Raw genomic sequence first — 12,304 nt, forward strand, 5'->3', positions numbered from 1 at the left:
CACCCCTTCCTGCTCACCCACCCCTTCGCACCACGTTCCGAGAGGCCACCTGTCATGAGCGTCACCCAGCAGTACCTGCTCGACTCCTACCGCGCAGCCCAGCACGGCACCGCCCAGCCGCCCGCTCCCGGCCGGAACGACTGGCAGGCGGTGCGCGAGCTGCGCGACTTCCGCCGCTTCGACGCGGTCGTCCACGAGCGCCCGTCCCACGGCCGCCTGCGCCTCGCCCTCGCCCGGTTCATCGCCCGCTTCTCGGGTGCGGGCAGGGCGGCGCACTGACGTACGTGCCGGAACGCTTTGCACAGATCGGGCCGCACCCGGCTCGTACGGGCATCCGGAGCTCCCCAGCCTGTGGACAACCGTCGGCCTGTGGACAACCTGTTCGGCGGGCCCCGCGCGTACCGCACAGCCTGTGGACAGCTGGAGACCGCGCGACCCCCTCGCGTTAGCATGACGAGAAATCGTCCGGTACCCCGTGCGGACTGGAACGGAAGGCGCTCGTCGAGTGAACACACCGCAAGCGGACCCTAAGGACCGACCGGCCAGGCTGGCCGTCGGCGTGGTCGGAGCGGGCCGGGTCGGACCCGCGCTCGCGGCCTCGCTGCAGCTCGCCGGACACCGCCCGGTGGCCGTCTCCGGCGTCTCCGACGCCTCGGTGCGCAGGGCCACGACACTCCTCCCCGACGTGCCGATCGTGCCGCCCGCCGAGGTCCTCGCGCGCGCCGAGCTCGTCCTCCTGACGGTGCCCGACGACGCCCTGCCCGGCCTGGTCGAAGGCCTCGCGGAGACGGGCGCGTTCCGCCCCGGCCAGCTCATCGTGCACACCTCGGGGCGGTACGGCGTGGGGGTGCTCGAACCCGCCCTGCGCGCCGGCGGGCTGCCGCTCGCGCTGCACCCCGCGATGACGTTCACCGGCACCCCGGTGGACGTGCAGCGGCTCGCCGGGTGCTCGTTCGGGGTGACGGCGCCAGAGGAGCTGCGGCTCGCCGCGGAGGCCCTGGTCATCGAGATGGGCGGCGAGCCCGAGTGGATCGCGGAATCGGACCGTCCGCTCTACCACGCGGCCCTCGCCCTGGGCGCGAACCACCTGGTCACCCTGGTCGCCGAGGCCATGGAACTGCTGCACCAGGCGGGCGTATCGGCCCCTGACCGGATGCTCGGCCCGCTCCTCGGCGCGGCCCTCGACAACGCCCTGCGGTCCGGTGACGCGGCGCTCACGGGCCCGGTGGCCCGCGGTGACGCGGGCACGGTCGCGGCGCACGTGGCGGAGCTCCGCAAGCACGCCCCCGGCACCGTCGCCGGGTACCTGGCGATGGCCCGCGCCACCGCCGACCGCGCCCTGGCGCACGGCCTGCTCAAGCCGGAGCTCGCGGAGGACCTCCTCGGGGTGCTGGCGAGCGGCGCGGCCCAGCAGGGCGGCACCGGACAGCAGGGCGGCACGGAGGGGAGCGGACGATGACGCGGCCGACACGCCTGCTGCACACGGCACAGGAACTACGGGAGCTGTCCTACGACGGTCAGCGCGCCGTGGTCATGACGATGGGCGCCCTGCACGAGGGCCACGCCACCCTGGTCCGCCGCGCCCGCGAGCTGGCGGGACCGGCAGGACAGGTGGTCGTCACGGTCTTCGTGAACCCCCTCCAGTTCGGCGCCGGAGAAGACCTCGACCGCTACCCGCGCACCCTGGAAGCCGACCTGAAGGTGGCCGAACAGGCGGGCGCGGACGCGGTGTTCGCCCCCTCGGCCGACGAGGTCTACCCGGGCGGCGAACCGCAGGTGCGGATCAGCGCGGGCCCGATGGGCGAGCGCCTGGAAGGCGCCGTGCGCCCCGGCCACTTCGACGGCATGCTCACCGTCGTCGCCAAGCTGCTGCACCTCACCCGCCCCGATCTCGCGCTCTACGGCGAGAAGGACGCCCAGCAACTGGCCCTGATCCGGCGCATGGTGCGCGATCTGAACTTCCCGGTCGAGATCGTCGGCGTACCGACCGTGCGCGAGTCCGACGGCCTGGCCCTGTCCAGTCGCAACCGCTACCTCTCGGCGGCGGAGCGGCAGACCGCGCTCGCCCTGTCCACCGCGCTGTTCGCGGGCGCGGACCGGCTCACCGCCCAACAGGCCCTGCACGCGCGCGCACAGCAGGCACCCGCCTCACGCGCGCGCGTCGAGGCCCTGACCGCGCTCGGTGAGGCCCGCGCCGCCGCCGACGCGCACGCCGCGTCCCAGGCGGCGCTCGGCTGCCCGGCCGCGGTGCGCGCCGCCGCCCGCGCGGTGCTCGACGACGCGGCCCGGCTGAACCCTCCGCTCGCCCTGGACTACCTGGCGCTGCTCGACCCGAGCGACTTCACCGAACTCCCGGACGGCTTCACGGGCGACGCGGTGCTCGCGGTCGCGGCCCGCGTGGGCACGACCCGCCTGATCGACAACGTCCCGCTGACCTTCGTCCAGCCCGCCACCACGGCGCCCGACGGACCCGTAGCGCCTGACGCGTCCGCCACGTCGGGCACGTCGGGCACGCACCAGTACACCCCCGGACACACCCCCGGAGCAGCCCTATGACCGCCACCGACACCGCCACCGCACCCACCGGCATACGGCTGCACGCCCCCGCCCCCGGCTGGGCCCGCGAGGCCGACGTGATCGTGGTCGGCTCCGGCGTGGCCGGCCTTACGGCGGCGCTGCGCTGCGCGGCGAGCGGTCTGCGTACCGTCGTCGTCACCAAGGCGCGCCTGGACGACGGCTCCACGCGCTGGGCGCAGGGCGGCATCGCGGCCGCGCTCGGCGAGGGCGACACCCCTGAACAGCACCTGGACGACACCCTGGTGGCAGGCGCGGGCCTGTGTGACGAGGAGGCCGTGCGCATCCTCGTCACCGAGGGGCCGGACGCGGTCCGCCGGCTGATCGCGACGGGCGCCCACTTCGACACCGCCGACAGCGGCGAGATCGAGCTGACCCGCGAGGGCGGCCACCACCGCCGCCGCATCGCGCACGCGGGCGGCGACGCCACCGGCGCGGAGATCTCCCGGGCCCTGGTCGAGGCGGTACGCGCGCGGGGCATCGAAACCATCGAGAACGCCCTCGTACTGGACCTGTTGACGGACGCCGAGGGCCGCGCCGCGGGCGTCACCCTGCACGTCATGGGCGAGGGCCAGCACGACGGCGTGGGCGCCGTCCACGCGCGCGCGGTGGTGCTCGCCACCGGCGGCATGGGCCAGGTCTTCTCGGCGACCACCAACCCCCCGGTGTCGACCGGCGACGGTGTGGCCCTGGCCCTGCGCGCGGGCGCCGAGGTCAGCGACCTGGAGTTCGTCCAGTTCCACCCCACGGTGCTGTTCCTCGGCGCGGACGCGGAGGGCCAACAGCCCCTGGTCTCCGAGGCGGTACGGGGCGAGGGCGCCCACCTGGTGGACGCGGACGGCACGCGCTTCATGGTGGGGCAGCACGAACTGGCCGAGCTGGCGCCGCGCGACATCGTGGCCAAGGGCATCACGCGCCGCATGCTGGAGCACGGCACCGAACACATGTACCTGGACGCCCGGCACTTCGGCGCGGAGATGTGGGCGAGCCGGTTCCCGACGATCCTCGCCGCCTGCCGCACGCACGGCATCGACCCGGTCACCGAGCCCATCCCGGTCGCCCCGGCCGCGCACTACGCCTCCGGCGGCATCCGCACCGACCGGCACGGCCGCACCACGGTGCCGGGGCTCTACGCCTGCGGCGAGGTCGCCTGCACCGGCGTCCACGGCGCCAACCGGCTGGCCTCCAACTCCCTTCTGGAGGGCCTGGTCTACGCGGAGCGCATCGCCGACGACATCGCCCGCCACACCCCCGCGCGCCGCGAACCCGCCCCGGTGGCGCACCCCGAGACCCCGGCGCACCCGCTGCTGCCCGCCGAGGCCCGCCTCGCCGTCCAGCGGATCATGACCGAGGGCGCCGGAGTGCTGCGTTCCGCCGCCAGCCTCACCCGGGCCGCCGAGGCGCTCGACGCCGTCCACGCGGCCGCGCGCGAGGACCTCGACGAGCACGGCAAGACCGCCGAACCGGGCACCGACACCTGGGAGGCCAGCAACCTCCTGTGCGTCGCGCGCGTACTGGTCGCCGCCGCCCTGCGCCGCGAGGAGACCCGCGGCTGCCACTGGCGCGAGGACCACGCCGACCGCGACGACGAGCACTGGCGCCGCCACCTCGTCGTACGCCTCCGACCCGACCGCACCCTCGCGGTGCACCCCACCGAGACCGCGGACTTCCCGCCGACCCGGCCGCCCATGACCCCTCCCCAGGAGCAGTGACCGACGTGAGCACCCCCGACCTTCCCCTCGCCGCATCCGGCGGCTGCGGCGACGGCTGCGGCTGTTCGGCCGACGCCGACGAGTCCGTCATGGAGTGCGGCCTCGACCCCGCGCTCGCCGAACTGCTCGCCGCGGCGGGCCTCGACCCGGTCCTGGTCGAGGACATCGCGCACATGGCCATCGCCGAGGACCTCGACGGCGGCGTGGACGTCACCACGGTCGCGACGATCCCCGAACGGGCCGTGGCCACCGCCGACTTCACCGCCCGCGAGGACGGCGTCGTCGCGGGCCTGCGGGTCGCCGAGGCGGTCCTGTCGGTGGTCTGCACCGACGCGTTCGAGGTGGAGCGGCACGTCGAGGACGGCGACCGCGTGAGCGCGGGACAGCAGCTGCTCAGCGTCACCACGCGCACCCGCGACCTGCTCACCGGCGAGCGCAGCGCCCTGAACATCCTGTGCCGCCTCTCCGGCATCGCCACCGCCACGCGCGCGTGGGCGGACGTTCTGGACGGCACCAAGGCCAAGGTCCGCGACACCCGCAAGACCACCCCGGGCCTGCGCGCCCTGGAGAAGTACGCGGTGCGCTGCGGCGGCGGCGTGAACCACCGCATGTCCCTGTCGGACGCCGCCCTGGTCAAGGACAACCACGTGGTGGCGGCCGGCGGCGTGGCCGAGGCCTTCGCGGCGGTACGGATCCGCTTCCCCGACGTACCGATCGAGGTGGAGGTCGACACCCTGCACCAGCTGCGCGAGGTGCTCGACGCGGGCGCCGACCTGATCCTCCTGGACAACTTCACGCCCGCCGAGACCGAGGAGGCCGTCGCGCTGGTGGACGGCCGCGCGATCCTGGAGTCCTCCGGCCGCCTGGCCCTGCACAACGCGCGCGCGTACGCGGAGACGGGCGTCGACTACCTGGCCGTGGGCGCCCTGACGCACTCCTCCCGCATCCTCGACATCGGCCTCGACCTGCGCGAGGCCGGCAGCGAGACCGACAGCGGTGCGGCGGGGGCCGTCTGATGCTGCTGACCATCGATGTGGGCAACACCCACACCGTCCTCGGCCTGTTCGACGGCGAGGAGATCGTCGAGCACTGGCGCATCTCCACCGACGCCCGTCGCACCGCGGACGAGCTCGCCGTGCTGCTCAACGGCCTGATGGGCATGCACCCGCTGCTCGGTGAGGAGCTCGGTGACGGCATCGACGGCATCGCGATCTGCGCCACGGTCCCGTCCGTCCTGCACGAGCTCCGCGAGGTCACCCGCCGCTACTACGGCGACGTCCCGGCGGTACTCGTCGAACCGGGCATCAAGACCGGCGTACCGATCCTGATGGACAACCCCAAGGAGGTCGGCGCCGACCGCATCATCAACGCGGTCGCCGCCGTCGAGCTCTACGGCGGCCCGGCCATCGTGGTCGACTTCGGCACGGCGACCACCTTCGACGCGGTCTCCGCGCGCGGTGAGTACGCGGGCGGCGCCATCGCACCCGGCATCGAGATCTCCGTCGACGCCCTCGGTGTGCGCGGCGCCCAGCTCCGCAAGATCGAGCTGGCCCGCCCGCGCAGCGTGATCGGCAAGAACACCGTCGAGGCCATGCAGTCCGGCATCCTCTACGGCTTCGCGGGCCAGGTCGACGGCGTGGTCAACCGCATGGCCCGCGAGCTGGCCGACGACCCCGACGACGTCACCGTGATCGCCACCGGCGGCCTCGCCCCAATGGTCCTCGGCGAGTCCACGGTGATCGACGAGCACGAGCCCTGGCTGACCCTCATCGGCCTGCGCCTGGTCCACGAGCGCAACGTCTCGCGCAGCTAGCGCTCACCTGCCCCGGGACCGGCCACATGTCGGCCCCGGGGCAGAATCAGCCCGCCCCCGGACGCAAGACAGGGCCCCGAGCGGGGCCCGCCCCCGCGAGGCGCCGCGCCCGCCCCGATGGCGTTTAGTCGATTTTGTCCGATTAGCGCGTATCGTCGGCCCATGCCCACGCCATACGGATCCCGTGGCGGCATGGCGTTCGGCGCAGACGAGCTGCGTGTGCTCCGACGTGCCCTTGCCGTCGCCCTCCACCCCAGCAAGGCCACCGCCGAGGACGTGCAGAACTGCCTCGACCTCGCCGACGGCATCGACGAGGCGGTGAGCGAGAGCGAGCGCCTGCGCGAGTTCCTCCTCGACGACCTCGGCCGCTACCGCGCCGCACTGCCGGGCACGACCGCCGGCTATCTGCGGCTCCTGGCCGACGCCCTCGCCGCCGGCCACCGCCCCGAGGTGGACGACCTGGCCGCACTGCGCGCGCTGCGCGGCAACCCGGCCGCAGCGGCCCTCCTGGACCGCTGCCGCGCCCTCGCCGAACAGGACGTACGAGCCAAGCCCGTGACCCGGCACGTACCCGCCTCGCGCACGCACCTGCTTGCCCTGCCCGGCGGCCGCACCGCGAACGCCGACCCGGCCGCGGACCCGAAGAAACCGGCGCCGCAGCGGCCGGCCCCGTCCCGCCCGGTGCCGACGCCGGCGGAGGTCTTCCCGCCGAAGCGCCGCCCGGCCGGGCCGGGCGGTACGGACGATCCGGCCGCCCCGCCGCAGAAGCTCGCCGCCGGATAGCTACTCTGGGGGGCATGGACTACGTCTCCGCGCTCCTGCCCCCCGTAGTGATGGCGGCCTTCTTCACCGCCCTGATCGTCACGATCGTCAAGACACAGGGCGGCGCCAACAAGGCCAAGGAAGACGGCGCCGTGGACGCGGCGATGGCCCGCGCGGAGAACGTGCGGCAGTCGCAGCAGAACTCCCCGGAGACCAGCGGCGCCTGACCCTCCCGAAGCTTCAACCGGTGCGTACGGCTCACTTATTTTCGAGCCGTACGCCCTTTTTGTTCCCGAAATCGGGACAACTCCCACTATTGTTCTGGTGTGCCTCGCCCCTTGGGAGAACTCGAAGACGCCGTCATGACCAGGGTTTGGAAGTGGAACCGCCCGGTCACGGTTCGAGAAGTCCTGGAAGACCTCCAGCAGGAACGGTCCATCGCCTACACGACGGTCATGACCGTATTGGACAATCTCCATCAGAAGGGCTGGGTCCGGCGAGAAGCGGAAGGCCGCGCCTATCGATATGAGGCGGTCTCCACACGTGCCGCCTACTCAGCCGCCCTGATGAACGACGCCTGGTCCCAGAGCGACAACCCGGCAGCCGCACTCGTCGCCTTCTTCGGCATGATGTCGCCGGAACAACGCGAAGCACTCAACGACGCCGTACGCATGGTCCAGGGACCCGAGAACCCCGGCGCGCCTGAGAGTGGCACAGGGCGATAGCGTCCGGACATGCCAGCAGAGATCCCCGCGTATCCCGAAGCGCCAGCAAAACCCGTCACCATCCGCCGGGCACGAACCAGCGATGTCCCGACGGTGCGCAGCCTCCTCGACTCGTACACAGGCGACCGGATCCTCCTCGACAAAGCCACGGTGACGCTTTACGAGGACATCCAGGAGTTCTGGGTGGCGGAACGCGACGACAACGCACAGGTCGTCGGATGCGGGGCGCTGCACGTGATGTGGGAAGACCTCGCCGAAGTCCGCACTCTCGCGGTGAACTCCGAGGTCAAGGGTTCCGGAGTGGGACATCAACTGCTCGGCAAGTTGATCCAGACCGCCCGCTGGCTCGGAGTGCGCAGGGTTTTCTGCCTCACCTTCGAAGTCGACTTCTTCGCCAAGCACGGGTTCGTCGAGATCGGTGAGACTCCGGTCGACACAGATGTCTACAGCGAGCTGCTTCGGTCCTATGACGAAGGCGTCGCGGAGTTCCTCGGTCTCGAACGAGTGAAACCGAACACCTTGGGCAACAGCCGGATGCTTCTGCACCTCTGACCGGGCCGCGAGTTTTTCCGGCAGTACGTCGCAGTTGCTGGACAGGGCGGTTGCTATGTCCGAAACGCGCATGTTTCAAGGGCTCTTGCGGTCTCTACCTCTCCCCGGGGGTTTGTGTTTTTCCGGCGAAAGCGGTTTGCTTTCGACGTACTCCATATAACCGGGGTCCGGGAAACAACGGCGGGCGCGCCGTGGAGAGCGGTCCCTGAAGTTATCGATGAAAGGAAATCCGGTGGCACAGAAGGTTCAGGTCCTTCTTGTCGATGACCTCGACGGCGGCGAGGCGGACGAGACCGTCACGTTCGCTCTGGACGGCAAGCAGTACGAGATTGACCTCACCACCGCCAACGCGGACAAGCTCCGGGGTCTCCTCGAGGCCTACGTAAAGGGCGGTCGTCGTACCGGAGGCCGGGCTGCCGGCGGTCGTGGCAAGGCGCGCGCCGCTTCCGGCGGTGGCAGCGAGAACACCGCGCAGATCCGCGCGTGGGCCAAGGAGAACGGCTACGAGGTCAACGACCGCGGCCGCGTCCCCGCCTCGATCCGTGAGGCCTACGAGAAGGCCAACGGCTGAGCGCTCGCGCGCAGCAACCGGAGCCGGTGGCACTCGGTAGCCGCCGACTCCACGAGTCGTACGAGATCGGGGCCCACGGCGCAGCCGCTGTCGGACGCTGTCGAGCGCTTCCCGATACCGGCGAGGGCCGACAGGGTCGGCAGGGTCGGCTCCACCTCGCACCCCGGCCCGGGGGGTCGCAGCCACACGGCGGCTTCCCGGGGGCCGGACCAGCCGGGCGGCAGCGGCGCGGGGATCCGCCCGCCCGCCCCCAGGGCCCGCAGGTCGTGGGCGAGGCCGCCCCATTCGAGCCACTCGAGCAGTCCGGGCAGTTCGTCCGCGCTGCCCGCGGCGACCAGCAGTCGCACGATGTCCCCCGCCAGTGCCACCGGACCGGTGGGCACCGCGGTTCCGAGCCGCCGCAGCACGGCGAAGCCCGCGTCGGCGGGGAGCTCGAGGACATCGAAGCGCAGCCCCGTCAGCAACTGAGCCGGGGGCCCGCTCGCGGTCGCCCAGCCGAGCTCGTTCTCGTACCACTGCTGCAGCGGGTCGGTGGAGACGACCGGCTTGCGCGGGAGCGGAACCGTAGGCGACATGCTCAGAGCAACTCCCCCCGGAAGTCCGGGGTTACGGAGCGTGTGCTCATGACTGCGGGGAGTGCCCGAATTGGGGGCGTACGGGAGTCTTCTGAGGCGCAAGGGTGTTCGCCCGTAGCGGAGGGAACCGGTGCGCGCCGCATGGAGTGTCAGTCCGTACGGGTAAGACATTCCTAGTGGGGAGGGGCGACACGCAGGGCTCGGGCGTCTCACGTTCGCCATCGGCGTACTGGCGATGGGGGTAACTGCCTGGCCTGCGGGAACATCGTCTCGCACCATCGGGTTGGAGAGGATGTCGGCGTTCGAGGCAGGAGATCCCCCGGGAAGTAGGGCCGGGTGTCGGCAGTTGGAATGAGCGGTCCCCGCTTGCGGGACTAAGCTGCGGAAGGACAGGGAGGGGACCGACCCCTTTACTGCCTGACCGCTCTGAGGAGCGATTAACGATGTTCGAGAGGTTCACCGACCGCGCGCGGCGGGTTGTCGTCCTGGCTCAGGAAGAAGCCCGGATGCTCAACCACAATTACATCGGCACCGAGCACATCCTCCTGGGCCTGATCCACGAGGGTGAGGGTGTCGCCGCTAAGGCCCTGGAGAGCCTCGGGATTTCGCTCGAGGCGGTCCGCCAGCAGGTGGAGGAGATCATCGGTCAGGGCCAGCAGGCTCCGTCCGGGCACATCCCCTTCACCCCCCGTGCCAAGAAGGTCCTGGAGCTCTCGCTCCGCGAGGCCCTTCAGCTGGGCCACAACTACATCGGCACGGAGCACATCCTGCTCGGCCTGATCCGCGAGGGCGAGGGCGTCGCCGCCCAGGTCCTCGTGAAGCTGGGTGCCGATCTCAACCGGGTGCGGCAGCAGGTCATCCAGCTGCTCTCCGGCTACCAGGGCAAGGAGACCGCCACCGCCGGCGGTCCTGCCGAGGGCACGCCCTCCACGTCCCTGGTCCTCGACCAGTTCGGCCGCAACCTGACGCAGGCCGCTCGTGAGTCCAAGCTCGACCCGGTCATCGGGCGCGAGAAGGAGATCGAGCGCGTGATGCAGGTCCTGTCGCGCCGCACCAAGAACAACCCGGTCCTGATCGGTGAGCCCGGCGTCGGCAAGACCGCCGTCGTCGAGGGCCTCGCTCAGGCCATCGTCAAGGGCGAGGTGCCCGAGACCCTCAAGGACAAGCACCTCTACACCCTCGACCTCGGTGCCCTCGTCGCCGGTTCCCGCTACCGCGGTGACTTCGAGGAGCGCCTGAAGAAGGTCCTCAAGGAGATCCGCACCCGCGGCGACATCATCCTGTTCATCGACGAGCTGCACACGCTCGTGGGTGCGGGTGCCGCCGAGGGCGCCATCGACGCCGCTTCGATCCTGAAGCCGATGCTGGCCCGCGGTGAGCTCCAGACCATCGGCGCCACCACGCTCGACGAGTACCGCAAGTACCTGGAGAAGGACGCCGCGCTCGAGCGCCGCTTCCAGCCCATCCAGGTCGCGGAGCCGTCGCTGCCGCACACCATCGAGATCCTCAAGGGCCTGCGCGACCGGTACGAGGCGCATCACCGCGTCTCCATCACCGACGAAGCGCTGGTCCAGGCCGCCACCCTGGCCGACCGGTACATCTCGGACCGCTTCCTTCCGGACAAGGCGATCGACCTGATCGACGAGGCCGGCTCCCGGATGCGCATCCGCCGGATGACCGCGCCGCCGGACCTCCGCGAGTTCGACGAGAAGATCGCCGGCGTCCGCCGGGACAAGGAGTCCGCGATCGACTCGCAGGACTTCGAGAAGGCCGCTTCGCTGCGCGACAAGGAGAAGCAGCTCCTCGCCGCGAAGGCCAAGCGGGAGAAGGAGTGGAAGGCCGGCGACATGGACGTCGTCGCGGAGGTCGACGGCGATCTGATCGCCGAGGTCCTCGCGACCGCCACCGGCATCCCGGTCTTCAAGCTCACCGAGGAGGAGTCCTCGCGTCTGCTGCGCATGGAGGACGAGCTCCACAAGCGCGTCATCGGGCAGACCGACGCGGTCAAGGCGCTCTCCAAGGCCATCCGTCGTACGCGTGCCGGTCTGAAGGACCCGAAGCGTCCCGGTGGCTCGTTCATCTTCGCCGGTCCGTCCGGTGTCGGTAAGACCGAGCTGTCCAAGGCGCTCGCCGAGTTCCTCTTCGGCGACGAGGACGCGATGATCTCCCTCGACATGTCGGAGTTCAGCGAGAAGCACACCGTCTCGCGCCTCTTCGGCTCGCCTCCCGGCTACGTCGGGTACGAAGAGGGCGGTCAGCTCACCGAGAAGGTGCGCCGCAAGCCGTTCTCCGTGGTCCTCTTCGACGAGGTCGAGAAGGCCCACCCGGACATCTTCAACTCGCTCCTGCAGATCCTGGAGGACGGTCGTCTGACCGACTCCCAGGGCCGGGTCGTCGACTTCAAGAACACGGTCATCATCATGACGACCAACCTCGGCACCCGGGACATCTCCAAGGGCTTCAACCTGGGCTTCGCGGCGCAGGGCGACACGAAGACCAACTACGAGCGCATGAAGAACAAGGTCTCGGACGAGCTGAAGCAGCACTTCCGGCCCGAGTTCCTCAACCGTGTCGACGACGTCGTCGTCTTCCCGCAGCTCAGCCAGGCCGACATCCTGCGGATCGTCGACCTGATGATCGACAAGGTCGACGAGCGCCTCAAGGACCGGGACATGGGCATCGAGCTCTCCCAGTCCGCGAAGGAGCTCCTCGCCAAGAAGGGTTACGACCCGGTCCTGGGCGCGCGGCCGCTGCGTCGCACGATCCAGCGCGAGGTCGAGGACAGCCTGTCGGAGAAGATCCTCTTCGGTGAGCTGCGCCCCGGTCACATCGTGGTCGTCGACACGGAGGGCGAGGGCGAGCAGCAGACCTTCACCTTCCGCGGCGAAGAGAAGTCGACGCTGCCGGATGTTCCTCCGGTGGAGTCCGCGGGATCCGGCCCGGACCTGAGCAAGGGCTGAGCCGCCGCAGGCAGTACGCAGTCAGGGGTCGGCCCCGAACCGAGCACATCGGTTCGGGGC

General features: G+C 71.0%; 13 protein-coding genes. 12 read left to right on the forward strand and 1 reads right to left on the reverse strand.

The features are described from left to right. From GUY60_RS24760 to GUY60_RS24810, 11 genes are all read left to right on the forward strand, one after another. Positions 1-279, forward strand: a 279-nt coding sequence (locus tag GUY60_RS24760; protein ID WP_376771320.1) for a hypothetical protein, incomplete at its 5' end; no start/stop codon positions are given. 226 nt (positions 280-505) lie between these two features. Beyond that, positions 506-1,459, forward strand: a complete 954-nt coding sequence (locus GUY60_RS24765) for a Rossmann-like and DUF2520 domain-containing protein (RefSeq protein ID WP_161701522.1) — start codon at positions 506-508, stop codon at positions 1,457-1,459. After that, positions 1,456-2,556 (forward strand): pantoate--beta-alanine ligase, encoded by a 1,101-nt coding sequence (panC, locus tag GUY60_RS24770; protein ID WP_161701524.1) that lies wholly within the window; start codon positions 1,456-1,458, stop codon positions 2,554-2,556. The genes GUY60_RS24765 and panC overlap by 4 nt, the downstream gene beginning before the upstream one ends. Continuing rightward, complete coding sequence (locus GUY60_RS24775; RefSeq protein ID WP_161701526.1) at positions 2,553-4,286, forward strand: L-aspartate oxidase; 1,734 nt, start codon at positions 2,553-2,555, stop codon at positions 4,284-4,286. The genes panC and GUY60_RS24775 overlap by 4 nt, the downstream gene beginning before the upstream one ends. A gap of 5 nt (positions 4,287-4,291) precedes the next feature. Continuing rightward, positions 4,292-5,302 (forward strand): carboxylating nicotinate-nucleotide diphosphorylase, encoded by a 1,011-nt coding sequence (nadC, locus tag GUY60_RS24780; protein ID WP_161701528.1) that lies wholly within the window; start codon positions 4,292-4,294, stop codon positions 5,300-5,302. Continuing rightward, positions 5,302-6,099 (forward strand): type III pantothenate kinase, encoded by a 798-nt coding sequence (locus tag GUY60_RS24785; RefSeq protein ID WP_161701530.1) that lies wholly within the window; start codon positions 5,302-5,304, stop codon positions 6,097-6,099. The genes nadC and GUY60_RS24785 overlap by 1 nt, the downstream gene beginning before the upstream one ends. Before the next feature lie 162 nt (positions 6,100-6,261). Beyond that, complete coding sequence (locus GUY60_RS24790) at positions 6,262-6,882, forward strand: hypothetical protein (RefSeq protein ID WP_187370118.1); 621 nt, start codon at positions 6,262-6,264, stop codon at positions 6,880-6,882. A 14-nt stretch (positions 6,883-6,896) separates the two neighbouring features. Next, positions 6,897-7,088 (forward strand): hypothetical protein, encoded by a 192-nt coding sequence (locus GUY60_RS24795; RefSeq protein ID WP_161701532.1) that lies wholly within the window; start codon positions 6,897-6,899, stop codon positions 7,086-7,088. 99 nt (positions 7,089-7,187) lie between these two features. Continuing rightward, complete coding sequence (locus tag GUY60_RS24800; protein ID WP_187370119.1) at positions 7,188-7,586, forward strand: BlaI/MecI/CopY family transcriptional regulator; 399 nt, start codon at positions 7,188-7,190, stop codon at positions 7,584-7,586. Positions 7,587-7,595: 9 nt separating this feature from the next. Then, positions 7,596-8,138, forward strand: coding sequence for an amino-acid N-acetyltransferase (locus GUY60_RS24805; protein ID WP_161701536.1), 543 nt, complete (start codon positions 7,596-7,598; stop codon positions 8,136-8,138). Between the two features lie 232 nt (positions 8,139-8,370). Then, positions 8,371-8,709, forward strand: coding sequence for a histone-like nucleoid-structuring protein Lsr2 (locus GUY60_RS24810; RefSeq protein ID WP_161701538.1), 339 nt, complete (start codon positions 8,371-8,373; stop codon positions 8,707-8,709). Here the strand turns inward: GUY60_RS24810 and GUY60_RS24815 are convergent. Beyond that, positions 8,688-9,284 carry an SCO3374 family protein gene (locus GUY60_RS24815; protein ID WP_161701540.1) on the reverse strand — a complete coding sequence of 199 codons (597 nt, stop codon included), beginning with the start codon at positions 9,282-9,284 and terminating at the stop codon, positions 8,688-8,690. The two genes, GUY60_RS24810 and GUY60_RS24815, sit on opposite strands and share 22 nt — an antisense overlap. Before the next feature lie 443 nt (positions 9,285-9,727). Between GUY60_RS24815 and GUY60_RS24820 the strand changes: the two genes are divergently transcribed. Next, entirely contained in the window at positions 9,728-12,244 is a 2,517-nt protein-coding gene (locus GUY60_RS24820; RefSeq protein WP_161701542.1) for an ATP-dependent Clp protease ATP-binding subunit, read from the forward strand. Positions 12,245-12,304 lie beyond the last annotated feature (60 nt).

The organism is Streptomyces boluensis, from assembly GCF_009908195.1.
Lineage (GTDB): Bacteria > Actinomycetota > Actinomycetes > Streptomycetales > Streptomycetaceae > Streptomyces > Streptomyces boluensis.

Coding starts and splice junctions, on each gene's coding strand:
- panC (WP_161701524.1), top strand. CDS start 1,456: ATGACGCGGCCGACACGCCTGCTGCACACGGCACAGGAACTACGGGAG.
- GUY60_RS24775 (WP_161701526.1), top strand. CDS start 2,553: ATGACCGCCACCGACACCGCCACCGCACCCACCGGCATACGGCTGCAC.
- GUY60_RS24785 (WP_161701530.1), top strand. CDS start 5,302: ATGCTGCTGACCATCGATGTGGGCAACACCCACACCGTCCTCGGCCTG.
- GUY60_RS24790 (WP_187370118.1), top strand. CDS start 6,262: ATGCCCACGCCATACGGATCCCGTGGCGGCATGGCGTTCGGCGCAGAC.
- GUY60_RS24795 (WP_161701532.1), top strand. CDS start 6,897: ATGGACTACGTCTCCGCGCTCCTGCCCCCCGTAGTGATGGCGGCCTTC.
- GUY60_RS24805 (WP_161701536.1), top strand. CDS start 7,596: ATGCCAGCAGAGATCCCCGCGTATCCCGAAGCGCCAGCAAAACCCGTC.
- GUY60_RS24815 (WP_161701540.1), bottom strand. CDS start 9,284: ATGTCGCCTACGGTTCCGCTCCCGCGCAAGCCGGTCGTCTCCACCGAC.
- GUY60_RS24820 (WP_161701542.1), top strand. CDS start 9,728: ATGTTCGAGAGGTTCACCGACCGCGCGCGGCGGGTTGTCGTCCTGGCT.